Genomic DNA, 25,658 nt, shown 5'->3' with positions numbered 1-25,658 from the left:
GTGCGGGGCGCCGGCTCATGCACCGGACCCACGTTCCCAGGAATGGAAGCGGTGAAAGACGCGATTTCCCGGGCATTGTCAAGCCTTGAGGCCCTTGAAGCCCGCCTGGACGCCGCATCCGCCGCGGCGCGACTATGCCCATTGGCCGGACGGCACTCAAGACACATCTTTCGATATATCTTGAAACCGATCTCAGAGAGACCTATCTTTCGATATATCGAACATGAAGGAGTTCATTCGATGTTTGGCATGAGAGGCCATCGCGGGCATCGCGGCGAGTGTGGTGACGGCATGTCGGCCGGGGGCCGCGGTCGCCGCGGAATGTTCGGCCATCACGGTTTCGGCGAGGGCGGCGGGCGCGGCTTCGGCGGCGGCGACATGATGCGCGCCGGGCGGATGCTGGCCCAGGGCGATTTGCGCCTGCTGGCCCTGACCCTGATCGCGGAACAGCCGCGCCACGGCTATGAGATCATCAAGCTGGTCGAGGAAAAGACCGGCGGCTGGTACAGCCCGAGCCCCGGCGTGGTGTATCCCACCCTGACCTTCCTGGAGGAGGCCGGCTACGTCACGGTCGAGACCGAGGGCACCAAGAAGCTCTACACCATCACCATCGAGGGGCGGGCCTATATCGAGGAAAACCGCACCATCGTCGACGCCATCGTCGGCCGCCTGTTCGCCATCGGCGAGAAGATGAGCCGGATGAACCGGGCCTTCGGCGGCGAGCGCGAGCGGTCGAGCCGGATGCCGTCCCTGGTGATCGCGGCACTGGACAACCTGCGCGAGGCGACGGGGCAGAAGCTGGAATCCGATATCGAGGCCGAGACCCGGATCGTCGAGATCCTGGCCCGGGCCGCGGCCGAGATCCGGCGCGGCTGAGGGTGACGGCGTGAGCCCCGCCCCTGCCCTATCGGCAGCAAGCTTGCCCAGCGTCGCAAAGCTGCGCGACGCCGGGCTGCGGCCGACCCGGCCGCGCCGGGTGCTGCTGGCCGTGCTGGCCGAGGCCGAAGGCGCGCTCGATGCCCAGGAGATCCTGGGCCGGGCGCGCCGGCTGGATCCCCGTATCAGCCTGGCCACCGTCTACCGCTTCCTGGCTGCGCTGCGCCGCACCGGCGCCCGCGGCTGGTGGAACGACACGACGCGGCGCGCGGGCTGGCCGCCAGCCGAGCCGACCCGGCCGCTCGAGACGCTGACCCTGGGCGACGTCCAACTGCGCGCCGCCCTGGCGGATGTGCTGCGCCAGTTCGGCTATCACCTGCTCCGCGGGCGGGTCGAACTGGTGGTCGAGAAGCTGCACCCCGACGCGCCCCTGGCCGACCCGGCCTGGCACGGGCAAGCGTAGGGTCCGGGCCACCTTCCGTTCAGGGCCCTTCGCCGCGCTTTGAGGGGCCACCAGAAAGCCGGGACGTATTTTGCACCAGACCGTCCACGATGACCCTGATCTTGGCCGGCAGGGTCTTTGTCCGCGGCCAAAGCAGGTTGATCGGCACCTCCCCGCCTGACATCCCGTCGAGGACGGTCAGCAGCCTGCCATCCCGGATGTCATCCTGAACCATCCATAGGGGAAGCTGCGCCAGGCCCTGCCCTGCCCTCACAGCCCCCTGCATCATCTCGAAATCCTGGATTTCATGTCTGACGGAAATAGCCGGCCGCGCCATCGAACCATCCGGCTGTTTCAGCAACCAGGGAACGCGACTTCCTTGCCGTCGCCCGACGATGCAATCGTGGCCTTCGAGATCGGCCAGGGACCCGGGAACGCCGCGTTTGGCGATATATCCCGGCGCGCCGACGATCACCGAGTGCTGGATTCCAATCTGACGTGCGAGCAACTCGGCCGTGTCGTCGAGATGGCCAATCCGCACCACGAGGTCGATGTTTTCGCCGATAAGGTCGACCCGCCGGTCCGTAAAGCTCACGTTGAGACGCAGCGCCGGGTAGCGTTCAGCCAAGTCGAACAGCACCGGCATCACAAGCAGCCGGCCGAACGCTGTCGGCAGGTCGATCCGCACGTCGCCACAGGGCGTGTCGCGGGCGAGGACGAGTTCGCTCTCGCCGCGATCGAGTTCGGCGAGCGCCGTAACACAATGTTCGAGCCAGGCCTCTCCCGCCGGCGTCAGGATCAGACGGCGTGTCGTCCGGTGCAGCAGCTTGGCGCCCAACCGCGCCTCGAGCCGCGACACCGCCCGCCCGACCGCGGACTTGGTCAGGCCAAGCTCGACGGCAGCCGCGGTGAAACTCCCCGATCGCGTCGCGGCGACGAACTCCGCAATACCGTCAAAGCGTGTGTCCATCCGCTCTTTGTAGCCTCAGACACAACAATAAGTCGATCCACGGCCATCTAATAGGGACCCATCATCGGAATTAGATCAAGCGCGGCACCAAATCTTTTCCCCGATGAATGGAGCTGCCGCTATGCCGTCGCTGTTCGACCCCTATGATCTCGGCCCTCTTCCACTCAAGAACCGCATTGTCATGGCGCCGATGGAGCGATCGCGCGCGAGAAACCGGGACTGGGCCCCGGACGCGAACACGGCGCGCTATTTCGCGCAGCGCGCGGGCGCCGGGCTTATCATTACAGGCAGCATCGCCATCAGCGAATGGGCACGCACCTGGGCGTTCGAGCCGGGCCTCTACACGCCGGCCCAGATCGATTCGTGGCGCCATGTGGCCAACGAGGTTCATGACCATGGCGGGGTGATCTTCGGGCAGCTTCGGCATGGCGGCCGCGCCAGCCATTTCTCGCATCAGCCGAACGGCCAGGCGACCGTCAGCTCCACCGACGCGGGCGCGACGAAGGCAATCGCCATGGCCTTCGACAAGGACGGACTGCCGGCCTTCCTCGTGCAGAGCAAGCCGCGCGCCTTGCGGACCGAAGAGGTCCCGCAGATCGTCGGCGAGTTCGCCCGGGCGGCGCGCCACGCCCGGGAGGCCGGGCTGGACGGTGTCGAGATCCATGCCGCCAACGGTTATCTTCATGACCAGTTCATCAACGGCGCGCTCAACACCCGCGACGACCGCTACGGCGGCTCGATCGAGAACCGCATTCGCTTCACGCTGGAGACGGTCGATGCGGTGATCAGCGCCATCGGCAGGGAGCGCACGGGGATCCGGCTGTCACCCTTCGGCCGCTACAATGAGATGCCGGCATTCGAAGGCGAGGCCGCGACCTATCTGACACTCGCGGCCGAACTCTCCAGGCGCAACGTCGCCTATCTGCACGTCAGCGACCAAACCCGATGGGTGGACGATGTCTCCATTCCGGAGAATTTTCTCCGATCGTTTCGCAACGCCTTCCGAGGGCCTCTGATCCTCGCCGGCGGCTACCTCAAGGACAACGGGCAGGCCGCCATCGATGCGGGCGTGGCCGATCTGATCGGGATCGGGAAACCCTTCCTGGCAAACCCCGACCTGGTCGAACGGCTGCGCAATGACTGGCCGCTCAACACATGGAATTCCGAGACGTTCTATACGGATGGCCCGGCCGGATACATCGACTATCCCCGCCATGCGGATGAACCCGCACCGGGATCGGCCTGACCTCGGAACGGCCTATTCGCCGCCGGACTCTTTCTTCTGGCCCGACAGGGCGACGATGATGCCGTGCAGGGTCCGGACCTCCTGCGTCGAGAGCTGGGCGCGCTGCAGGAAGGCGCGGATGTTGCGCTGCATGCTCGGCCGCTTTTCCGGCACCCGGAAGAAGTTGCGGGAGTCGAGCACCTGTTCCAGATGCTCGAACATGTTGATCAGCTGGTCCTTGGTCGCCGCCGGGGTGTCGTCCTCATAGGTCATCTGCCGGCCCGGCGTCGCGTCGCCGGCGGTGAACCATTCATAGGACAGCAGCAGCACGGCCTGGGCCAGGTTCAGCGAGGAGAAGGCCGGGTTCAGCGGCACGTTGACCACCGCATCGGCCAAGGCGACGTCGTCATTGGTCATGCCGGCCCGTTCCGGCCCGAACAGGATGCCGCAATCGGCGCCGGCGGCGTGGTGCGCCCGCATCTCCTCCGCCGCCCGGCGCGGCGTCACCACCGGCTTCAGCTGGTCGCGCAGCCGCGCCGTGGTGGCGTAGACGGCGGTCAGGCCGGCGATCGCATCCTCGGTCCGTTCGAACACCCGAACGTGGTCCAGCACGGCGTCGGCGCCCGACGCGGTCGGCACCGCCCTGGGGTTCGGCCAGCCGTCGCGCGGCCGCACCAGCCGCAGATCGGTCAGGCCGCAATTCAGCATCGCCCGCGCCGCGGTGCCGATGTTCTCGCCCATCTGCGGCTCGATCAGGATGATCGCCGGGCCGCCGGTGCGCGGGGTCTGGGTCTGGTCGGTGCCGGCCATCAGCGAATCGCCTCGGTGCCCGAGCGCAGCAGCTTGTAGGTGAAGCTGTCGCCCAGCGCCTCGAACGAGGCATCGATGATGTTGGTCGAGACCCCGATGGTCGACCAGCGGGTGCCGTCGGCATCCTCGGTCTCGATCATCACCCGCGGCATGGCGCCGGTGCCGTCATTGGAGCGGAGGATGCGGACCTTGAAGTCGACCAGCCGCAGCGGCTGCAGCGCCGGATAGGCCGGCTCCAGCGCCTTGCGCATGGCGTTGTCGAGCGCGTTCACCGGGCCGTTGCCGAACGAGACCTCATGCAGGGTCTGGTCGCCGACCCGCACCAGCACCGTAGCTTCCGATTCCTGGACGATCTCGCCGCGGGCGTTGAACCGCCGCTCATCGACCACGGTGAAGCGTTCCATGGTGAAGAAGGACGGCACCTGGCCCAGCATACGGCGCGCCATCAGCTCGAAGCTGGCGGAGGCGGTGTCGTAGGAATAGCCCTCGAATTCGCGCTGCTTCACCAGGTCGACCAGCCGCTCGACATTGCGGTCCTTCGGGTCGATCGGCACACCGATCTCGGCGAAGCGCGCCAGGATGTTGGCCCGCCCGGCCTGGTCGGAGACCACGAGGTGGCGGCGATTGCCGACCCGCTCTGGCGCGACATGCTCGTAGGAGCGCGGATCCTTGGCGATGGCGGACACGTGCAGCCCGCCCTTATGGGCGAAGGCCCGGCCGCCGACATAGGGCGCGCTGGATTGCGGCACGCGATCCAGCCGCTCGTCGAACCAGTGGCTGAGATCGGTGAGCGAGGCCAGGCCGGCCTCCGTCACGCCGGTCTCGAAGCCCATCTTCAGCACCAGGGTCGGGATCAGGGTGATCAGGTTGGCATTGCCACAGCGCTCGCCCAGGCCGTTCAGCGTGCCCTGCACCTGGCGCACCCCGGCGCGCACCGCGGCCAGCGTGTTGGCCACGGTATTGCCGGTGTCGTCATGGGTGTGGATGCCCAGCCGGTCGCCCGGGATGTGGCGGGCCACGGCCGTGACAATCTCGCTCACCTCATGCGGCAGGGTGCCGCCATTGGTGTCGCACAGCACCACCCAGCGGGCGCCGGCCTCGAACGCCGCCTTGGCACAGGCCAGGGCATAGTCCGGATTGGCCTTGTAGCCGTCGAAGAAATGCTCGCAGTCGAAGCCGACCTCACGGCCGCGCCCGACCACCTCGGCGACGCTGTCACCGATCAGCACGACATTCTCGTCGCGCGGGATGCCCAGCGCGACGTCGACATGGAAATCCCAGGTCTTGCCGACCAGCGAGATCGCCTTCACGTCGCTGTTCAGCAGCGCCGACAGGCCGGGATCGTTGGCGGCGCTGCGCCCCGGCCGCCGGGTCATGCCGAAGGCGGTGAAGATGGCGCGGTCGAGCTTCGGCGGTGCCGCGAACAGCGCGTCGTCGGTCGGGTTGGCCCCCGGCCAGCCGGCCTCGACATAATCGATGCCCAGCGCGTCGAGCCGCTTGGCGATGGCGATCTTGTCGGCGACCGAGAAGTCGACGCCCTGGGTCTGCGCCCCGTCGCGCAGCGTGGTGTCGAACAGCCAGATCCGCTCGGTCATGACGGCCTCACCACTCCCGCCGCCACAGGGTACGGTCGGGCTTGTCCTCCAGCGCGATGCCGGCGGCGACCAGCTGGTCGCGCAGCCGGTCGGCCTCGGCGAAGTTCTTCGCCGCCCGCGCCGCCCGGCGATCGGCCACCAGCGCCTCGATCTCGGCGTCGGTCAGGCCGGACGCGGCCTTGGGCTGCCAGCGGAACCACTCCTCCGGCGCCTGCTCCAGCAGACCCAGCAGCGCGCCGCCCGCCAGCAACTCGGCCTTGAGCCGGGCCTGCTCGGCGGGTTCGGTCGCCTTGTTCAGCTCGCCCACGGTCTCGTGCAGTGCCGCCAGGGCCTGCGGCGTGTTGAGGTCGTCCTCCAGCGCCGCCAGCAGTGCGGCGGGCGCCTTGCCCGGCTCGGCAGCAATGGTCCCGACGGCGCGCAGCGCGCCATAGAACCGGTCGAGCGCCGCCCGCGCCTGGCGCACCCCTTCCTTGGTGAAGTCGATGGGCTGGCGGTAATGGCCCGACAGCAGGGCGTAGCGCAGCGCCTCTCCCGGGAACTCCCCCAGCAGCTCATGCGGCGTGTAGAAGTTGCCGAGCGACTTCGACATCTTCTGGCCTTCGACCTGCAGGAAGCCGTTGTGCAGCCAGATATTCGCCATCACAGGCGTGCCATGGGCGCAGCGGCTCTGCGCGATTTCGTTCTCGTGATGCGGGAAGACGAGGTCGATGCCGCCGGCATGGATGTCGAACACGTCGCCAAGATGGGCGGCGGCCATGGCCGAGCATTCGATGTGCCAGCCCGGCCGGCCGCGGCCCCACGGGCTGTCCCAGCCCGGCTGTTCGTCGGTCGACGGCTTCCACAGGATGAAATCGGCCGGGTCGCGCTTGTACGGCGCGACCTCGACCCGGGCGCCGTCAATCTGTTCGTCGCGGTTGCGGCGCGACAGCTGACCGTATTCCGGCATCGACGGCACGTTGAACAACACATGCCCGTCGGCGGCATAGGCATGGCCGTTGCCGACCAGCGTGCCGATCATCGCGACCATCTGCGGGATATGCTCGGTGGCGCGCGGCTGGACGTCGGGCGGCAAAGCCCCCAGCGCCGCCATGTCCTCGGCAAAGACCTGGCCGGTGCGCTGCGTCAGCTCGCCGATCGGCTCGTTGTTCGCCGCCGCCCGCTCGATGATCTTGTCATCGATGTCGGTGATGTTGCGGGCATAGGTCACCCGCGGATACAGCGACCGCAGCAGCCGGGACAGCACGTCGAACACGACGATGGGCCGGGCGTTGCCGATATGCGCGTAGTCGTAGACCGTCGGGCCGCAGACATACATCCGCACATGGCTCGGGTCGATCGGGACGAAGGTTTCCTTCGTCCGGGTGAGCGTGTTGTGCAGGGTAAGCGCCACGGGTCGGAATCCTACGGTCTGGCCGGCTTGGTCGGGACCGCGACGATTACCAGATCACGCCGCCGGCGTCCAAGGCCGCTTGGCCTCGGGGGATTGCAAGGCAGCCCGGTCAGCGGCGCTTACCGAACCAGCCCTTGCGCTGCGGCACCACCGGGCTGCCCGCCATCAGCGGCGGGCCGGCCATCGGCGCGTGCGGCAGGCCGGCCCCCGGCTCGTCGAACTGCGCGGTCAGCGATGGCCGATGGGCACGGGCCTGGGCGGCCGGGCGCGGTGCCTCCGCCGTGGCGGGGCCGAGGCGGGCGGGCCGGGACGCATCGGCCGGCGGGCCCATGCGCAGCCGCGGCGCCGGTTCGGCCGGCCGCACCGGGACGGGTTCGGACCGCAGCAGCGGCGCCGGCTCGGGCCGGAGCGGGACATTGGCGCGCGCCGGCGCAGGGGCCGGACGGATTTCGGGGGTCGACCGCATGTCGGGCCGCATCGGGGCCGCGGCCCGCTGCGGCCGGCCGAGTATGGCGCAATCGACGAACCGGTCGCATTCCGCCTGGAACAGCGGGTCGAGGCGGCGGGCCGGGCCGATGCCGATCACCTGCTTGCCGTGGCGGCGCAGGCTGCGCACCAGCGGTAGCAGTGCTGCGCTGCCGGTCACCAGCACGACGGTGTCGATGGCGCCTTCCAGCAGTGCCACTTCCATGGCGTCGACCACCAGGCGCAGCGGGGCGGGCTTGCCGCCGCGCTCGGTCTCGGTGGTCTGCACCTGGTCGAAGCCGTGGCGGTGGGCGACGCTGCGCAGATCGGGCAAGGCCGCCCAGTCGGCATAGGCGATGCGGCGGACCGGACGGCAGACGGTGCCAAGCCCCCCGAGGACGCGGGCAAGGCTTTCCGGCTCGTCGTCGGCCAGCGATGCGACATCGAGGAAGACCGCAGCCGCCGGCAGCGCCGGGGCGTCATGGGCAAACGAAGTCTCGTCGGTCATGACCGCTTCTTACCTCGACGGACAGCCCCTCGCCAAGAGGGGGCGAATTAAGATTTGGTATGTCGGATCGTCACGCCTCACGGCCGGACAGCCGTGCCAAGGCCCGATCGCGGCCGATCAGCGGCAGCAGGCCGCGCAGTTCGGGGCCATGGTCGAGGCCGGTCAAGGCCTGGCGCAGGGTCATGAACAGGGGCTTGCCCTTGACCCCGGTCCGCTCGCGCACCGCGGCCGTCCAATCGCCCCAGGTGGTGTCGCCCCAGGGCTCCGGCGGCAGCAGTTCGACCGCCGTGGCCAGGAACGCCGCGTCGCCGAGCACGGGCGTCATCGGCCCGGTGACCACGCGCCACCAGTCGGCGATGTCTTCGAGGCGATGCAGGTTGGGGCGCAGCACCGCCCAGGCCGATTCGTCCACCGCGCCGAGGCCGAGCGCCGCCAGCCGGTCGCGCACCGCGACATAGGGCGTCTCGTGCAGGATGCGGTTGTTCAGCCGCTGCAGCTCGGCCGGATCGAACCGCGCCGTGGTGCGCGAGAATTTGGCGAAGTCGAAGGCCGCGACCAGCGGGTCGAGCGACAGCTGTGCTTCGATCGGGTCGGAGGTGCCGAGCTTCGCCAGCAGGCTGGTGACCGCCATCGGTTCGATCCCGTCCGCGCGCAGGCTGCGCAGCGACAGGCTGCCCAGCCGCTTGGACAGGCCATGGCCGTCGGCGTCGGCGATCAGCGCCAGATGGGCATAGGCCGGCGGGGCAGCGCCCAGCGCCTCGGCCAGCTGGATGTGCATGGCGGTGTTGGCGACATGGTCTTCGCCGCGCACCACCAGATTGACGTCCATGTCGATGTCATCGACCACCGAGCCGATGTGGTACAGCGGCCGGCCATCCGCGCGCACCAGCACGGGGTCGGAGATGTCGCGGCCGTTGAAATGCACGGGGCCGCGGACCCGGTCGTGCCATTCGACCGGCGCATCCGCCATCTTGAAGCGCCAATGCGGCCGGTGGCCCTCCCCCTCCAGCCTGGCACGGTCGGCATCGGTCAGGTCGAGCGCCGCCCGGTCGTAGAGCGGCGGCAGGCCCCGGGTCAGCTGGCTCTTGCGCTTGAGCTCCAATTCCTCCGCCGTCTCGTAGCAGGGGTAGAGCCGGCCGGAGGCCTTGAGCCGGTCGAGCGCGTCGCGATAGCGGTCGGTCCGATCGGACTGGCGGGCGAAGCCATCCCAGCCGAGGCCGAGCCAGCGCAGATCCCGCTCGATCGCCGCTGCGAATTCGGCGCTGCCGCGTTCGGTGTCGGTGTCGTCGAGCCTCAGCAGGAAGCGGCCGCCGGAGACGCGGGCGGCGAGCCAGCACACCAGAGCGGTGCGGACATTGCCGACATGCAGCAGCCCGGTCGGGCTGGGCGCGAAGCGGGTGACGATCGGAGCGGAAGCGGTCATGGTCGAGACGGTCATGAGCGGGGACATAGCACGATCGGGGCCATAACGGAAAAGGCCCGGAAATCCGGGCCTTTCCGTCGTCGGAGCCGGCTCAGGGCCGGCACCCGCGGATCTTACTCTTCGGCGGCTTCGCCCTCTTCCGGGCCGCCCGTGGCCATCATCTTGTCGGAGACCAGCCCGGCATTGCCGCGGATCTTGGCCTCGATCACCTTCGCCATCTCGGGATTGTCGCGCAGGAAGGTCTTGGCGTTCTCGCGGCCCTGGCCGATGCGCTGGCCGTCATGGGAGAACCAGGCGCCCGACTTCTCGACCACCCCGGCCTGGACGCCGAGATCGAGCAGCTCACCGGTCTTCGAGATGCCTTCGCCATACATGATGTCGAATTCGACGACGCGGAACGGCGGCGCCATCTTGTTCTTCACCACCTTGACCCGGGTCTGGTTGCCGGTGACGGTCTCGCGGTCCTTGATCGCACCGATGCGGCGGATGTCGAGCCGGACCGAGGAGTAGAATTTCAGCGCGTTGCCGCCGGTCGTCGTCTCCGGGTTGCCGAACATCACGCCGATCTTCAGCCGGATCTGGTTGATGAAGACCACCAGGGTGTTCGACCGCGAGATCGAGCCGGTGAGCTTGCGCATCGCCTGGCTCATCAGCCGCGCCTGCAGGCCGGGCTGGTTGTCGCCCATCTCGCCTTCGAGTTCGGCCCGCGGCACCAGGGCCGCGACCGAGTCGATGACGATCACGTCGATCGCGCCGGAGCGGACCAGCGTGTCGGTGATCTCCAGCGCCTGTTCGCCGGCATCGGGCTGCGAGATCAGCAGCTCATCGATGTTGACGCCCAGCTTCTTGGCATAGCCGGGGTCGAGCGCATGTTCCGCGTCGATATAGGCGCAGGTGCCGCCGGCCTTCTGCGCTTCGGCCACGGCATGCAGCGCCAGGGTGGTCTTACCAGAGCTTTCCGGGCCGTAGATCTCGACGATCCGGCCTTTCGGCAGGCCCCCGATGCCGAGGGCGATATCGAGACCGAGCGAACCGGTCGAGATCACCTCCGCATCGACCTGGGGCCGGGCCCCAAGCTTCATCACCGACCCCTTGCCGAAGGCGCGTTCGATCTGGGTCAGGGCAGCTTCAAGCGCCTTGGTCTTGTCCATCGGGGCTCTTTCCACAACACGGAGAGTCGGGATCGACATCACCTGTCCCTTTCCAGTTGCATGGGCGGTATCGCCACGTCAATGCAGGTTTCGTACACGTTTTGTTCACATGACGCAAGCGACGATCTTCCGAATGCCGCGGAATGGCTGGCACCAGCCCCTTTCCGATCCCCAGCTTCGCAAGCAGGATCAATCTGCTTCGGGCTAGGAGAAAGGCTGGGAGAACGAACCGATGCCGAAGGACACCACCCTCGACCGCCACCTCGCCCGCATCCAGCGGGTGATCGATCACATCGCCGGCCACCTCGACGACCCGGTCGATCTCGACCGGCTGGCGGCGGTCGCCTGCTTCTCGCCCCACCACTTCCACCGGGCCTACCGGTACCTGCTGGGCGAGACGGTGGCGGAGACAGTGCGCCGGCTGCGCCTGCACCGCGCCGCCGGCACCCTGCTGGGCGGCGAGACCGCGGTGGCCCGGGTGGCGCGGCAGGCCGGCTATGGCAGCGTTGCCGCCTTCAGCCGGGCCTTCGCCGAACGGTATGGGCGGCCGCCGGCCGCCTATCGCGACACGCGCCGGTCGTTCCCCTTCGACCCACCCGAAGGAGACAACGCCATGCCCGACGTCACCTACCGCATCCTGGCGCCGATTCGCGTCGCCGCCGTGCGCCACATCGGCCCCTATATGGAGGTTGGCCGCAGCTTCGACACGCTGATGGCCTGGGCCCAGGCCCGCCAGCTGCTGCGCCCCGAGGCCCGCAGCCTGGGCCTCTATCACGACGATCCGGCGGCGGTGGCGCCGGACGCCCTGCGCTCCGACGCGTGCCTGGAGGTGCCAGAGGGTGTGGCGGTGGAGGGCGAGGTCACCCTCCTGACCGTCGCCGGCGGGCCGCACGCCGTGCTGCGCCACACCGGCCCCTATGCCGAACTGGAGCGGTCCTATGCCTGGCTGTACCGCACCTGGCTGCCGGTCAGCGGCGCCGAGCCGGCCGCGGCGCCGATCTTCGAGCAGTATCTGAACGACCCGCGGACGACTCCGGCGGCGGCACTGCTCACCGACATCCACCTGCCGATCCTGGCGCTGCCGGAGGCGCGCGGCTGACGGCCGATCCGGGAGTGTCGATGAGACGCTCCCGGACCCGGCTGATCAGAACGGGTAGACGTCGCCGGTCGGCAGGTGGTTGACGGTGAGCGGCAGCGTCGCGTTGGGCTTGCAGGTCACGGCCTGCTGCCAGCTGGACGCTGTGGCGGTGGCGAAAGAGCCAGCGGGCTGGGGGCCCGGCTCCTCGGCCGAGACCGGGTTGGGACCGGTCGGGATGTTGATCGCCTCGAAGGACGGGATCGGCTGCGGCTGCGGGCCGGCCGCGACCGGCCGGGCTGCGAATGGGAGATAGGTGTCGTCCGCCTGCTTGTCGATCGACGACTGGCTCGACTTCCGGGCGGCGCGGCGGTCGCGCGCCGAGTTGACCGGCGCCATCGCCACGATCGGGCCCGGCAGCCGAGCCGATGCGCTGGCCGGCACGACATAGGGCTGCTGCGGCTGGGTCGCCACGGCAGGCGTCGCCACCGGCATCGCCGGCGTCAGGGCGACCGGCTGGCCGGGGGCCGCCGCTTCCTGCGGATAGCACTTCGGCACCGGCAGGCACTGGAAGGTCGCGCCCTTCCGGCCATCGACCACGTCCTCGACCTTGAACACGGCCAGGCGGTTGATCGTGGCGCATTGCGCATTGGCGTAGACGGCGGCCTGATCGGCGGAGGTGACGAAGCCCGCGTAGTCGACGCGGGCCTCCTTCGGATTCACCGGGTCGATCCCGCAGCCTGAAACGGCGAGAAGAGCGGCGATAAGCGCAGCGCCACGATACATCGAAAACCCTCGATCTGAATGCCCCGGCGCCACCCTAGCACGGGAGGGGACGAAGGCGGAGATACGAACGGCGCTGACCAGCGCGGACAAAGGACAATGACGCCCGGGACGGCGGCGGCGCCATCCGCCCAGGGAAACAGAAGCCGGAACGACGCCTTGCGGCCCAAGAAGACCAGAAACCAGAACGGCGCCATCAAGGCGCCGTGGGCTGGTCAATCGTTGCTGTGGGTGCGTTCCAGCCGCTCATGGCGCTCCTGCGCCTCGAGACTCAAGGTCGCCGTCGGGCGCGCCTCCAGCCGCTTGACGCCGATCGGCTCACCCGTCTCCTCGCAGAAGCCGTAGCTGCCGTCCTCGATCCGGCGCATGGCCGAATCGATCTTGGACAGCAGCTTGCGCTCGCGGTCGCGGGTCCTGAGCTCGAGCGAGCGGTCGGTCTCGGCCGAAGCCCGATCGGTCAGATCCGGCTCCTGGATGCCGCCATCCTGCAGGCTGCTCAGGGTCGCGCTGGATTCGGCGAGCAGATCGGCCCGCCACTTCAGAAGCTTTCGCCGGAAATACTCGATCATCATCGGATTCATGAAATCTTCATCATCCGATGGACGATAGTCCGGAGGCAGAAGCATCGCTGTCATCGCAAACAACCACTCACTGTCTGACGTGCCGGCCTCTCCGGGCCTTAGGCGGCGCGGAGTATAGGGAGACGCTAGGTTGGAAACAATCGAAACGATGCGCGGATCAAATCGACCAACCCGCTGATTTTCCACGACTTTGAACGACCACACAAAACCCGTCGCCCCCGGACGCCGCTTCGCCTCGCCGCATCGGGGCGCCGCGGCGAGGACGGGTCACAATTCGGACCGATCTTCGCATTGCGGCATGCGGCGCCCTGATACCGCCGAACGGGCCAGGAACGCAAGGGGATCAGAGTGTGGCGAAACTCCGGACGGCCATGCACGAGGCGAAAGATGGGAATTGAGACCGCTGTCACAGCCTCGCCCGTCGGGTCTCATCCCCCGACATAGACCGGGTTGCCAAGGGCCCGGCGCAGGGGCTGGGCGACGATGTCCTGGCGGGTGACACCGGCCGGCAGGCTGCGCCCGGCCACCGCCTGCAGGAAGTCGGCCTCGAGCCGGGGCCGGCTGGCCGCGGCGACGATCTCGGCGCGCAGGAAGCAGTCCGGCGCCGGCAGGGTCAGCCGCGCCGTCCAGCGATCCTCCGGCACGACCTGCTCGGCGACCACGCCGCCGGCATCGACCCAGACCAGCCGGTCGCCGGCCGCGCCATGCACCTCCGCCTCCACCATCCAGGGCGTGCCGCCGGGATGGCTGCCGCCCATCGGCACGCCTCTGACGGTGACGGCGAGATGCGGCCCGTCCGGCCCTTCGGTGACATAGCCGCGCCCGGCCCGCAGCGCGCGCAGCACGGCCGCTTCGGACAATTCGGGCAGCCACAGCGCGGTGGTGGGCCGACCGAGCCCGAGGGGGCCCGGCGGCGTCACGGCCACCGGCTGGTGCCAGTCACTGCCGCCGATCAGGGCGATCTTCCAGCCGGCGCGCAGCCGCTCGTCATAGCGCGCCAGCGAGATCCAGTTGCCGGCGAACCAGTGCGACTGCCAGACCTCCATGCAGTCCAGCATCGGCAGCTCGTGCCGCCACGGGATCGGCGGCTTGTCATGGTTGATCGACAACAGGCCGCCGGCACGGTGGACCATGGCCGCCAGGCGATGCACATCGGCCGGCGCCGTCATGCGGAAGTCGATCCAGTCCTCGGCGCCGAAGACGTTGGCATGGCCCTCCGCCGTGGTGATCTCCTCGCCGCGGATGAACACGAGATCCCGGCTGCTTCTCGGCGCGAAATAGCGGCGCTGGGTGGTGGTGTTGTGGTCGGTCACCGCCAGGAAGCGCAGGCCGGCCCGCCGCGCCGCTTCGTGCAGCACCTCCGGCGCACCCTTGGCGTCGCTGTGATGGGTGTGGCAGTGCAGGTCGCCGCGATACCAGCCGGGTTCAGGGTCATCGACCTCCGCCGCCGGCTCGGGCACCCACAGCGGCCGCGGCGCGTCGTCGAGCTGGATCGACAGCGTCACCTCGGTGCCACCAGGCGGCACCCGGTACAGGCCGAGCAGGATGGTCCAGGCCCCAGGCGGGATCGGCCCCGGCACATAGCCGGGGGTGGCGTCGTCGGTGGCGACGAAGACGCCGTCGCGGGCACCGCCGCTCCAGCCGCGGAATCCGGCCGGGCTGGGAAAGCCGGTGGCGCGCGGATCCATCAGGCCGAGATCGATGATGCAGTCGCCGGCCTTGGGGTAGGCCATGGCGACGTCGATCCGGGTGGTGCCGGGCGGGATCTCCAGCGGCACCGGCAGATACGGTCCGGTCGCCGCCTTCGCCGCCGTCACCCGGACGGTCAGCGTGCGATCGGACCGGCCGGCTGCCGTCACCGCCCCTCCTCCACCCCCGGGATCCGGCGGCCCTCGGCATCGAACACCACGATATCCTCCGGCCGGAAGCCGAGCCGGACGTCGCGGCCGAGATGGATCGGATCGTCGCCGAAGATCCGGGCGGTGACCCGGCGGTCGCCCGGCAGCAGCATGGTCACCAGGCTTTCCGGCCCCATGCCCTCATTGGCGAACAGTTGGCCGGACAGGCACCAGCCGTCTCCCCCGCCGGCAATGCCCAGATGCTCCGGCCGGATGCCGAGGGTGACGCGGCCGGCGCGGTCGATGGCGCGGGCCAGCCCGTCCCACAGCGGCAGCGGCGGCGCCTGCAGCCCTTCGGCCGCCAGGATCGCGGCGCCGTCGCGCAGCGTTGCCTCGGCCGGCACCAGATTCATCGGCGGGTTGCCGACGAAGCCGGCGACGAAGGTGGTGGCCGGGCGGCGATACACCTCCAGCGGCGGGGCGTACTGCACCACCTCCCCCGCCTCCATCACCGCGATCCGGGTGGCCAGCGCCATGGCCTCGGCCTGGTCATGGGTGACATAGACCGCGGTCATGCCGATGTCGCGCTGCAGGTGGTTCAGGAAGGCCCGCGCCTCCAGCCGCAGCTTGGCGTCGAGGTTGGAGAGCGGCTCGTCGAACAGATAGACCTGGGATGGGTGGACCAGGGCGCGGGCCAGCGAGGCGCGCTGCTGCTGGCCGCCGGAGATCTGCGACGGCAGCCGGTCGAGCAGATGGCCGATCTGCAGGATATCCGCCACCTCCTGCGTCCGGCCGCGCCGCGAGTCCACGGGCGCGCCGCGCACCTTCAGGGGATAGCCGATGTTCTGGCCCAGCGACATGTGCGGGTACAGCGCATAGTCCTGGAACACCATCGAGAGGTTGCGGTCCCTCGGCGGCTTGTGGGTGACGTCGGTGCCGCCGATCAGGATGCGGCCGGCAGTCGGCTGCTCCAGCCCCGCCACCATGCGCAGCGTCGTGGTCTTGCCGCAGCCGGAGGGCCCGAGCAGGCAGACGAAATCACCGTCGCCGATGCCGAGGCTGATGTCGCGCACGACGGTGAGGGTGCCGAAGGCTTTCTGCACGCCCTCGAAGCTGACCGAAGCCATCAGGTCTCCCGCTTTCTCAAGACTTTATGCCGCCGAAGAACCGGAACCCGAACTTCCAGCTGACGAACAGGTAGAGCGCCACGACCGGCGCCGAATAGACCACGGCATAGGCGGCCAGCAGGGTGACGATCGGGGTGCCGGCCTCGGAGTAGTAGGAATAGATCGCGAGCGAGGCCGGCATCCGGGATTCGCTGCGCAGCAGGACGAAGGGGATCAGGAAGCTGCCCCAGATCTGCACGAAGGCCCACACGGCCACCACCACGACGCCCGGCCGGATCACCGGCAGGGCGACATCGAAGAAGGCGCGCAGCGGCGAGGCGCCGGCAACCAGGGCCGATTCCTCATAGGTCCGCGGCAGCCCGTCGATGAAGTCGCGCAGGATGAACATCGCGGTCGGCAGCAGCCCGCCGGCGAAGACCAGGATGACGGCGATGTGGGTGTCGATCAGGCCGATGGCGCTGACGATCAGGAAGATCGGCACCATGGCGGCGGAGCCGGAGACGACCGACGAGAACAGCAGCAGCAGGTAGGTGATCGGGCCCTTGCCCGGGATCGGCGCCCGCGACATGGCATAGGCCGCCAGCGTCGCCGCGCCGGTGACCAGGGCAACGCCGCCGACGCTCTGGATCAGGCTGTTCAGCAGCGCCCGCATGGCGAAGCCGTTCTCGAACGCCTTGGTGAAATTGCCGAGGGTGAAGGGGGCGGGCACGGCGAGGCCGAGTTCGGCCCGGGCGTTGAACGGCGCCAGCACGAACCACAGGAGCGGCAGGGCAAAGACCAGGCCGATCAGCGCCGCGAGGCCGGAGAACAGGATGCGGATCAAGAGCTTGCGCAGCGGCATCTCAATGCTCCGCCGTCCGGCGGCGCCGCGCCAGGCCGAGATAGACCAGGGCGAAGGCCAAGTTGATCAGCATGATGACGACACCGACCGCAGCGCCGCGGCCGAATTCGAAATGCTTGAAGGCGAGCTGGTAGGTGTAGATCGACAGGATCTCGGTGCGGAAGGACGGGCCGCCGCCGGTCAGCAGGAACGGCGTGAACACGTTGAAGGTCCACATCGTCACCAGGATCAGGTCGGTGACGACATGGCCGCGGATCAGCGGCAGGGCGATGTCGCGCAGCTTCTGCCAGGACGAGGCGCCGACGACGTTCGCGGTCTCGAAATAGCTCGGCGGGATCGATTGCAGCGCCGAGGAGAACAGCATCATCGAGAAGGCGGTGCCGCGCCAGGTGTTGAACACCACGATCGCCAGGAACGGCATGTCCAAGAGCCAGTCTGCGCCGGGCAGGCCGAGCGCGCCGAGGATGCCGTTGAGGGTACCGGCATCGCGGTCGAGATAGGCGAACCAGGCGAAGCCGATCACCACCTCTGGCAGGATCCAGGCCGCCACCACCGCCGCCTGCACCGCGGCCTTCAGCGCCGGCGGGATGTTCTGCAGCAGCCAGGCCAGCAGCAGGCCCAGCACCGCCTGGCCGACCAGGGCGGACAGCAGCACGAACTGGATGGTCAGGATCAGCGAGGCGCCGAATTCGCCCGGCGCGAGAAAGCTGCTGCCATCAAACAGCGAGGTGTAGTTCTGCAGCCCGACGAAATCGGGGTGCAGCGCGGTGCGGCCCAGCAGCGTGCGGTTGGTGAAGCTGACCGCGATGATCCAGAAGAACGGGACGACGACGAACAGCCCGACCAGGATCCCGGCCGGCACCATGAACGCAGCCCCGGTGCGGGCGGTCAGCAGGGTGGTCCGCTTCACCGCCTATTCTCTCACCAGCGCCCCCACCCTCAGCTCTTGCTGACGGTGTCGGCGTCGCCGACGATCTTCTTCACCGCTTCGCCATAGCGGGCCATCGCTTCCTCCGGCGTGGCGTTGCCGGACACCACGGCCTCGGTCATGCGCTGTAGCTCGGCCGAGACCTTCTCGTAATTCGGGTCGTTCGGCCGCGCCGTGGTGATCGGCAGCAGCGCCTTGGCGGTGTCCTGCAGGAAGGCCGAATTCGGCACCGGCACGTCGTCGCGGGTGCGGATCCTCTCCTCGAAGCCCTGATAGGCGGTCAGCGCCTGCTGGCTGTTCATGAAGGCCAGCAGCGCCCAGGCCGGCTTCGGGTTCTCGGTGTTCGGGTTGAGCACGAAGCCGGTGCCGCCGGAGATGGTGACGAAGTCGCGCCCCTCCAGCCCATGGCCGGCGGTCTCGGCCGGGATCTTGGCCCAGGCCATGGTGTGGTCGCGGTCGGCGACGGCGAATTCGCTGCCAGGTGCTGTGACCGAGCGGTAGAACCAGTCGCCCTCGACCAGCATCGCGGTCTTGCCGTCGCGAAAATTGGCGAAGCTGCGGTTGCGGCCGTCGGCCAGCAGCTGCGCCCGCTGGTCGCCCAGCTTCTCGTCGACATAGATGGTCTTGTACAGCTTCAGCGCCGCCAGGATCGCCGGGCTGGCGGTGATCCACTTGCCGTCCTTGTCCTGCAGCGCCTCGCCGGCGCCGAGGATCAGCGGGTAATAGCCCTGCATCGTCGTGGCCTCGCCCATCGAGACGCCGGCGTTGATCTGCAGCGGGAAGCTGTCGGGATCGGCCTTCTTCAGCGCCCGGGCGGCGGCCAGCAGTTCGTCCCAGCTGGCCGGCTGCCAGCCATCGGCCTTCAGCCCAGCCTTCTGGAACAGGTCGCGGCGATAGAAGATCACCCGGATGTCGGTGCCTTCCGCCAGGCCGTAGCGCTTGCCCTGGTACGACATCAGCGCCTGGGCGCCGGCCGAGATGTGCGGCCAGCCGTCCCAGCTGTCGACGTCGGCGCCGGCGATCTCGTCGAGCGGCTTGAGCAGCCCGCCCTCGACGAAGCTGGGGATCAGGAAGCCGTCGAAGCTGGAGATGTCGGCGCCGGCACCGGTGGAGAAATCGAGCGCCAGCTGCTGGGTCAGCTGTTCGTCGGTGCCTCCGAACTGCTTCAGCGTCACCGTGCCGTCGGCCCCCGCCGGGGTCTTGGCGAATTCGGGGATGACCCAGCCCTTGATCCAGCGGGCCAGTTCGCCGTTCGCGCCGCCTTCGACGCAGCGGCAGACGATCGACAGGTCGGCGGCCTGCGCCGGCGCGCCCCAGGACAGGGTCGCGGCGAGGCCGATGGTGAGCAGTCCCAGGCGATGTGCGGTCATGCGCTCTCTCCTCCCATGGGCGGGCGCATCCTTCGGGCGGGATGCGGCCTCGCTCAAAAGTGAACACGCTTTCAGTCCGGCGTCAATGGCGCTCCATGGTGGCCGATGCCCGGTCCTTTCGGTCCATACACTTCGATCGAAATTCGAGCATTCCAGCCAAATTTTCTTCCAGGAAGTTCGACCCGGCTTGACAGCCCGGCGGCAGCCGACCAGTCTTTGGTGAAAGCGATTTCAATCGACAGAGGGCACAGGTGGGAAGCGCGGACGGGCCCCGGAAGGGACTATCCATCGCCGAGATCGTCGCCGACCGGGCACAGGTGTCCCGGGCCGCGGTGTCGCGCGCCTTCAATCCGAACGCACCGCTGCGGGCGGACAAGCGGGCCCTGGTGCTGCAGATCGCCGAGGAGTTGAGCTACGTCCCGAACATGGCCGGCCGGGCGCTGGCGACGCAGCGGTCGCACCTGGTCGGCGTGATCGTGCCGCATGTCTGCAGCCCCTGGGAAAGCCTGGAGATCGACGCGCTGACCACGGCGCTGCAGGCCCGCGGCTTCGCCACCCTGCTGTTCAAGACCAAGGTCGACCGCAGCCTGGACCCGAAGCTGCTGTCCTATATGCGGGCCTACAATCCGGACAGCATCGTGGTGTTCACCGAGAATGTGCGCCCCGACCTGCTGCACCGCGCCTTCGACCAGGCGGTGCCGGTCTATGTCGACTATCCCGATGAAGCGGGCGACCCGCCGCCGCCGCCGGAATCGGCGATGAACCGTTTCGACTGCCTGCGCGTGCTGCAGCGCGACGGCATCGAACAGGCGGTCGCGCTGCTGTCCGGCTTCGGCCGCAAGCGCATCGCCTATCTCGCCGGCCATCCCAAGGCCCAGGCCAATGTCGCGCGGCAGCGCACGCTGCAGCAGGTGCTGGCCGCCCGCGGCATGACCCCGGCCGTGGTGGCCGAGGGCGATTTCAGCTATCAGCGCGGCTTCACTGCCACGCTGGAGCTGTTCCGCGCCGGCCCGGGCGCCGAGGCGATCTTCGCCGCCAACGACGTCAGCGCCTTCGGCATCCTCGACGCGCTGCGCCATGGCCTGGGCCTGCGGGTGCCGGACGATGTCAGCGTGGTCGGCTTCGACGACATCGACCAGGCCGCCTGGCACAGCTACGACCTGACCACCATCAAGATCGACGTCGAGGAGCGGGTGGCCGCCCTCGTCCGGCTGATCCTGCAACGGCTGCAGGACCGCACAGCACCGCCCCTGACCGAGACGATCCGCACCAAGCTGGTCGTGCGCGGCACCGTCGGCTAGGAGCCCGCCCGCAAATGCTACTGGCGCGGCCGCTTGATGCCGGCTTCTCCGCTTCCGGTGCTCACGGACGAGATGTCCGCTGCGCGCCGGTTCTCGAAACCGACACCAATCGACTCACGCCAGCGCATTTCCGGACAGGCTCCTGCAGATCCAGAAGGACAAGACGATGACCGGCAGGACGATCCACCTCGTCTTCAAGACCCATCTCGACATCGGCTTCACCCAGCTGGCCGAGACGGTGCGACGGGAATACCACGAGGTGTTCATTCCGCGCGCGATCGACACCGGCGAGCATTTCTTCGCCGAGGATCCGGCGCAGCGGATGTTCGTCTGGACCACCGGCGCCTGGCTGATCTGGGACCATCTGGAGACCCAGCCGCGCGACAAGGTGCGGCGGCTGGAGCAGGCGATCGAGCGCGGGCTGATCCGCTGGCACGGCCTGCCCTTCACCACCCACAGCGAGCTGATGTCGCCGGCGCTGTTCCGGGCCGGGCTGTCCTACGCCCAGGCGCTGGACCGCCGCTTCGGCACCACCACGATCGCGGCCAAGATGACCGACGTGCCGGGCCATCCGCTGGGCATCGTGCCGCTGTTGGCCGAGGCCGGCATCCGCTTCCTCCACATCGGCGTCAATTCGGCCTCGACCCTGCCCGAGGTGCCGCCGCTGTTCCGCTGGCGCGCGCCGTCCGGCGAGGAGGTGCTGGTCGCGTATCAGAGCAGCTACGGCGCCACCTTCTTCCCCGACGGCATGGACCAGGGGCTCAGCTTCGCCCACACCATGGACAATGTCGGGCCGCAGACCATCGCCGCAGCCACCGAATGCCATCGCGACCTGCGGGTGGCGCGGCCGGGCGACGCCATCCGCGCCTCGACCCTGGACGATTTCGCCGCGGCGATCTGGCCGCAGCGCGAGCGCTTCCCCGTGGTCGACCGTGAGATCGGCGACAGCTGGATCCATGGCAGCGCCACCGACCCGGAGAAGACGGCCCGGTTCCTGGCACTGCAGCGCGTCTATGACCGTTTCGCCGGGGAGGATCTGACCGCCAGCCGGCTGGATTTCGGCCGTCGGCTGGCGATGGTCGCCGAACACACCTGCGGCGTCGACATCAAGACCTTCCTGCGCGACGAGACGGCCTGGGACCGGCCCGATTTCGAGGCGGCGCGGCAGAACGATCCGCGATTCCGCTTCACCGAACGCTCCTGGGCCGAACAGCGCGGCTATCTCGACCACGCCGTGGCCGTCCTGTCGGACGCCGATCGCGAGGTGGCGGACCGGGCCCTGGCAGAGCTGCAGCCGGGGCAGCCGGTCACAGGTGACGTCAAGCCGGCAGCAGGCACGATCGAGGCCCGGGCCGGCGACTGGCGCCTGGTCATCGACGGCACCACCGGTGCGATCGGCGCCGTCGTTGCGCCGAATGGCCGGACGCTAGCCGGGCTCGACGGCAGCCTGATCGCCTATGGCTATGAAAGCTACGACGCGGCCGACGTCACCGCCCACATGCAGGGCTATCTGACCAACTGGACGGAATGGGCCGTCCTCGACCACAACAAGCCGGGGCTCGACCGGGCGAAGACCCCGCGCTCCGCCGCGTGGCAGCCCCGCCTGGCCGGGCTGGTACAGGATGGGTCGGCCGTGACGCTGCTCCTGGACCTGCCCGGGGAGGCGCATGTGACGTTCGGCGCCCCGCAGCGGGTGGAGCTGCGCATCGCGCCGGCCGGCGAAAGCCTGGACCTGACCTTGGTGCTGCGCGACAAGCCGGCGAACCGGATGCCGGAGGCGAGCTTCCTCGGCTTTACCCCGGCCGGTGCCGCGGGCTGGGCGTTCCGCAAGATGGGGCTGTGGCAGCCGGCCGACCGGATCACCCCCAAGGGCGGTGGCCAGTTGCAGGCCGTCTCGGCCATCCGCGCCACGGCCGGCGGCACGACGATCGGGTTCGAGTCGCTCGACGCACCGCTGGCGGCGCCGGCCGCCTCGCCCTTCATGCCCTTCGCCCCCGGCCTGCCCGACTATTCCGGCGGCGTGCGGATCAACCTGCACAACAACAAATGGGGCACCAACTTCCCGATGTGGTGCGAAGGGACCTTCCAGTTCCGCTTCCGGCTGCGCCTGGCCGCGTGAGTTTCGGCGCGCCGCATGCCATAGAAAAGCCCGACGCCGGGTGTGGATTGCGGCAAGAGTCGAATTGCGGGGGAGCCGATCGTGAAGACCCATTCCACCATTCTTTCGATCGGCCTCGTCGCCGGTATGGCCGCCAGCCTGTTCGCCCTGGCCGGCACAGCGCAGGCGAATGATTCGACGGCGGAACTGGCGACCGGCGGCCTGGTGCTGACCAAGACCGCCGATATCGAGATGCGGTCGGAAGATCTCTATGTCTCGGCCAAGGAAATCCGGGTCACCTATCACTTCTTCAACCGGTCGGCGCAGGACAAGACCGTCACGGTCGCCTTCCCGATGCCGGACATCACCCTCGACTTCATCGACGGGATGACCGCCGTGCCGCATCCGGGCACCGAGAACTTCCTCGACTTCTCGACCAAAGCCGACGGCAAGCCGGTCGCCACCCAGGTCGAGGTCAAGGCCTTCGGCAATGGCGTCGACCAGACCGCGCTGCTGCAGAAGCTGGGCGCGCCGCTGTATCCGGCCGACGACTATGTCGGGCTGGACGATCTGCCGAAGGCGAAGTGGGACGAGATGGAGAAGCTCGGCCTCGCCATTGTCAACGAATACGACGCCGGCAAAGGCTGGGAACGGCACCTGGCGCCGAGCTGGACGCTGAAGACCACTTATCATTTCCAGCAGACCTTCCCGGCCGGCCGCGAGGTGGTGATCGAGCACAAGTACAAGCCAGCCACCGGCAGCGGCGTCGGCACCGCCCTCTCCTACCCCGACCCCGCGCCCGACAGCGACTACACCCAGTATGTGAGCAAGTACTGCGTGGACAAGGGCTTCCTGGCCGCGATCGAGCGGGCCCGGGTGGCGGCCAAGGCCGAGTTCGCGCCGTTCGGCGACCAGCGCATTTCCTACATCCTGAAGACGGGCGCGAACTGGGCGGCGCCGATCAAGGATTTCCGGCTGGTGGTCGACAAGGGCGATCCGTCCTATCTCGTCACCTTCTGCGGCGACGGGCTGAAGAAGATCTCGCCGACCCAGTTCGAGATGCGGAAGACCGACTTCACCCCGACCGCCGATCTCGACGTGCTGATCCTGACGCCGCGGAAGGACGACTGAGCGATCGTCCTGGCCGTCTGATCCCGCCCTTCGACAGCGGAAGCAATTCCCATGCGCCTTCTCGTCCCGATCGCCCTGGCCCTGGCCTGCGGCGCCGCCCTGCCGGCCGCGGCCGCCGCCACCAAGCCGCCGCCCCTGCCCCTGTACAAGGAGTTCAAGGACTGGCTGCTGGCCTGTGACAATGGTGGCCGGTGCGAGGCCAAGGGATTCGCCGAGAGTGACGGGACGTCGGTGCTGCGCATCGCCCGCGATCCCGGCCCGGACGGCCGGGTCGAGATCAGCCTCGAGGCCGGGGACCGCTTCGGCGTCGCCGACCTGCAGCTGGACGACACGGCGGTGCCCAAGGGCTGGTGGACCGACAAATCGAAGGATGGCGACTATCTGCTGACCGTCGACGGCCAACAGAACACCATCGACGCCCTGCAGGCGCTGCTGACCGGGACCACCCTGAGCCTCGGCGGCGATGCCGGCGAGGTCTCGCTGAACGGCATCACCGCGGCGCTGCTGGGGATGGACGACGCCCAGGGCCGCGTCGGCACCCGCACCGCGCTGATCCATCCTGGCACCGCAGCCGCCAGCACCGTGCCGGCCGGCCCGGCCCTGCCGGTGCTGAAGCCGCCGGCCCCGGCGCCGGCGCCGTTGTCCGACAGCACAGCCAAGGCGCTGATATCAGGGGTGCGGGCATCGCAGGAAGCGGCGCTGTCGGACTGCAGCGTGGCCCCGGACGAACCGCGCTACGACCAGGCTGTCGCACTGACCGACACCGAGGCGCTGGTCATGGTCGATTGCATCCATGGCGCCTACCAGTCGGGTTTCGTGGTGTTCCGCGCCCCGGTGAAGGACGCCAAGGCGGCGCAGAAGCTGGTCCTGCCCCAGCCGACCGGCGAGAGCTTCGACGAATTCATCGAGCCCGACTATGAGGCGGCGAGCGGCGAGTTCGCCTTCTCGGCCAAGGGCCGCGGCCCGGCCGATTGCGGCGAATCCGCCAGCTGGATCTTCGACGGCAAGGACTTTCAGCTGAGCAGCTTCAGCCGCCAGGACAAGTGCAGCGGCCTGCCCGGCGACTGGCCGACGCTGTGGCGGGTGGCGGAGACGAAGGCAGCAGCGGCAAGCACGACGCCCGGCCAGGCCAAGCCGTCCTTCGACTGCACCAAGGCCAAGGCCCCGGTCGAGGTCGCGATTTGCGGCAGCGTCCCGCTGGCCAAGGCGGATGCCGACATCGCCACGCTGTACGGCCGGCTGCGCCAGGCGCTGGACGGCAAGACCGCCGCGGCGCTGAAGCAGGACCAGCAGACCTTCATCGCCTTGCGCGACCAGTCCTTCGGCGACACGGGCGATGCGGATCGGCTGGCGGATCTCGGCGAGCGGATGAAGAACCGGGTCGAGTTTCTCGGCCGGGTGAAGGCCGCGGCATCAGCCGGATTCGCCGGCGCCTGGGGCAACAGCTTCGGCACGGTGGAGATCAAGCCGGCCAAGGGCGGCAGCCTGACGGTGAGCATCGAGACGGTCGAGCAGTTGAACGCCCGCTGGGTCTGCGATGTGGGCGGCTCCGGCACCGCGGCCGGCGCCAAGCTGTCCGTCCCAGTCGATGACGGCTGGGTGCTGAAGCTGTCGCGCGACGGCGGAGTGCTGACGGTGGATGAGGTGCAGCCCACCAGTGGCCCATCGGACGACCAGCGGCCCTATGGCGGCAACAACGGCGCGGTCAGCGGCACCTATCTGCCGCTGAC

22 protein-coding genes are annotated in these 25,658 nt (G+C 68.8%); 8 read left to right on the top strand and 14 right to left on the bottom strand.

All coding sequences use genetic code 11. The features are described from left to right. Positions 1-240: 240 nt before the first annotated feature. A complete protein-coding gene (locus AC3XYG_RS07700) occupies positions 241-876 on the top strand; it encodes a PadR family transcriptional regulator (protein ID WP_489139226.1) in 636 nt (211 codons plus the stop codon). A gap of 43 nt (positions 877-919) precedes the next feature. Further along, a complete protein-coding gene (locus AC3XYG_RS07695) occupies positions 920-1,339 on the top strand; it encodes a Fur family transcriptional regulator (protein WP_489139225.1) in 420 nt (139 codons plus the stop codon). 19 nt (positions 1,340-1,358) lie between these two features. Here AC3XYG_RS07695 and AC3XYG_RS07690 read toward each other — a convergent pair whose 3' ends face one another. Further along, positions 1,359-2,288 carry a LysR family transcriptional regulator gene (locus AC3XYG_RS07690; RefSeq protein ID WP_489139224.1) on the bottom strand — a complete coding sequence of 310 codons (930 nt, stop codon included), beginning with the start codon at positions 2,286-2,288 and terminating at the stop codon, positions 1,359-1,361. 121 nt (positions 2,289-2,409) lie between these two features. On the opposite strand from AC3XYG_RS07690, the gene AC3XYG_RS07685 reads away from it, so the two are divergent. Beyond that, complete coding sequence (locus AC3XYG_RS07685) at positions 2,410-3,534, top strand: alkene reductase (RefSeq protein ID WP_489139223.1); 1,125 nt, start codon at positions 2,410-2,412, stop codon at positions 3,532-3,534. Between the two features lie 12 nt (positions 3,535-3,546). Here AC3XYG_RS07685 and AC3XYG_RS07680 read toward each other — a convergent pair whose 3' ends face one another. The 6 genes from AC3XYG_RS07680 to recA form a co-directional block, all read right to left on the bottom strand. Then, the gene (locus AC3XYG_RS07680; protein WP_489139222.1) at positions 3,547-4,323 is read right to left on the bottom strand and encodes an RNA methyltransferase; all 777 of its coding nucleotides are present in this window, start codon (positions 4,321-4,323) and stop codon (positions 3,547-3,549) included. Continuing rightward, the gene (gene cimA, locus AC3XYG_RS07675) at positions 4,323-5,918 is read right to left on the bottom strand and encodes a citramalate synthase (protein ID WP_489139221.1); all 1,596 of its coding nucleotides are present in this window, start codon (positions 5,916-5,918) and stop codon (positions 4,323-4,325) included. The genes AC3XYG_RS07680 and cimA overlap by 1 nt, the downstream gene beginning before the upstream one ends. A 7-nt stretch (positions 5,919-5,925) precedes the next feature. Next, positions 5,926-7,308: a cysteine--tRNA ligase gene (gene cysS / locus AC3XYG_RS07670; RefSeq protein WP_489139220.1), complete on the bottom strand. Its 1,383-nt coding sequence runs from the start codon at positions 7,306-7,308 to the stop codon at positions 5,926-5,928. 109 nt (positions 7,309-7,417) lie between these two features. Beyond that, a complete protein-coding gene (locus AC3XYG_RS07665; protein WP_489139219.1) occupies positions 7,418-8,281 on the bottom strand; it encodes an NYN domain-containing protein in 864 nt (287 codons plus the stop codon). A gap of 70 nt (positions 8,282-8,351) precedes the next feature. Continuing rightward, complete coding sequence (gene gltX / locus AC3XYG_RS07660; RefSeq protein ID WP_489139218.1) at positions 8,352-9,704, bottom strand: glutamate--tRNA ligase; 1,353 nt, start codon at positions 9,702-9,704, stop codon at positions 8,352-8,354. Between the two features lie 113 nt (positions 9,705-9,817). Beyond that, complete coding sequence (recA, locus tag AC3XYG_RS07655; protein WP_489139217.1) at positions 9,818-10,894, bottom strand: recombinase RecA; 1,077 nt, start codon at positions 10,892-10,894, stop codon at positions 9,818-9,820. A 193-nt stretch (positions 10,895-11,087) separates the two neighbouring features. On the opposite strand from recA, the gene AC3XYG_RS07650 reads away from it, so the two are divergent. Further along, positions 11,088-11,954: an AraC family transcriptional regulator gene (locus AC3XYG_RS07650; protein ID WP_489139216.1), complete on the top strand. Its 867-nt coding sequence runs from the start codon at positions 11,088-11,090 to the stop codon at positions 11,952-11,954. Positions 11,955-11,999: 45 nt separating this feature from the next. On the opposite strand, the gene AC3XYG_RS07645 is transcribed toward AC3XYG_RS07650, so the two are convergent. The 7 genes from AC3XYG_RS07645 to AC3XYG_RS07615 form a co-directional block, all read right to left on the bottom strand. Beyond that, positions 12,000-12,653, bottom strand: a complete 654-nt coding sequence (locus AC3XYG_RS07645; RefSeq protein WP_489139215.1) for a hypothetical protein — start codon at positions 12,651-12,653, stop codon at positions 12,000-12,002. A gap of 275 nt (positions 12,654-12,928) precedes the next feature. Beyond that, on the bottom strand, positions 12,929-13,348 hold the full coding sequence (gene dksA, locus AC3XYG_RS07640) for an RNA polymerase-binding protein DksA (RefSeq protein WP_489139258.1): 420 nt from the start codon (positions 13,346-13,348) through the stop codon (positions 12,929-12,931). Positions 13,349-13,722: 374 nt separating this feature from the next. Beyond that, positions 13,723-15,153 carry a CehA/McbA family metallohydrolase gene (locus tag AC3XYG_RS07635; RefSeq protein WP_489139214.1) on the bottom strand — a complete coding sequence of 477 codons (1,431 nt, stop codon included), beginning with the start codon at positions 15,151-15,153 and terminating at the stop codon, positions 13,723-13,725. Beyond that, complete coding sequence (locus AC3XYG_RS07630) at positions 15,150-16,259, bottom strand: ABC transporter ATP-binding protein (RefSeq protein ID WP_489139213.1); 1,110 nt, start codon at positions 16,257-16,259, stop codon at positions 15,150-15,152. Before AC3XYG_RS07630 ends, AC3XYG_RS07635 begins: the two co-directional genes overlap by 4 nt. Before the next feature lie 16 nt (positions 16,260-16,275). After that, complete coding sequence (locus AC3XYG_RS07625; RefSeq protein WP_489139212.1) at positions 16,276-17,100, bottom strand: carbohydrate ABC transporter permease; 825 nt, start codon at positions 17,098-17,100, stop codon at positions 16,276-16,278. Position 17,101: 1 nt separating this feature from the next. Continuing rightward, complete coding sequence (locus tag AC3XYG_RS07620) at positions 17,102-18,010, bottom strand: carbohydrate ABC transporter permease (RefSeq protein ID WP_489139211.1); 909 nt, start codon at positions 18,008-18,010, stop codon at positions 17,102-17,104. A 29-nt stretch (positions 18,011-18,039) separates the two neighbouring features. Next, positions 18,040-19,398, bottom strand: a complete 1,359-nt coding sequence (locus AC3XYG_RS07615; RefSeq protein ID WP_489139210.1) for an extracellular solute-binding protein — start codon at positions 19,396-19,398, stop codon at positions 18,040-18,042. Positions 19,399-19,649: 251 nt separating this feature from the next. Here AC3XYG_RS07615 and AC3XYG_RS07610 point away from each other — a divergent pair, with 251 nt between their 5' ends. The 4 genes from AC3XYG_RS07610 to AC3XYG_RS07595 all read left to right on the top strand — a co-directional run. Next, positions 19,650-20,699, top strand: coding sequence for a LacI family DNA-binding transcriptional regulator (locus tag AC3XYG_RS07610; protein ID WP_489139209.1), 1,050 nt, complete (start codon positions 19,650-19,652; stop codon positions 20,697-20,699). 166 nt (positions 20,700-20,865) lie between these two features. After that, a complete protein-coding gene (locus tag AC3XYG_RS07605) occupies positions 20,866-22,818 on the top strand; it encodes a DUF5054 domain-containing protein (protein WP_489139208.1) in 1,953 nt (650 codons plus the stop codon). A gap of 81 nt (positions 22,819-22,899) precedes the next feature. Next, the gene (locus AC3XYG_RS07600) at positions 22,900-23,928 is read left to right on the top strand and encodes a DUF4424 domain-containing protein (RefSeq protein ID WP_489139207.1); all 1,029 of its coding nucleotides are present in this window, start codon (positions 22,900-22,902) and stop codon (positions 23,926-23,928) included. A gap of 51 nt (positions 23,929-23,979) precedes the next feature. Continuing rightward, on the top strand, positions 23,980-25,658 hold a 1,679-nt coding region (locus AC3XYG_RS07595; protein ID WP_489139206.1), incomplete at its 3' end, for a DUF1176 domain-containing protein.

The sequence above is a fragment of the Inquilinus sp. genome, from assembly GCF_057815775.1.
The sequence above is the reverse complement of the archived record's forward strand: the minus strand, read 5'-3'. Positions and strand labels throughout refer to the sequence as shown.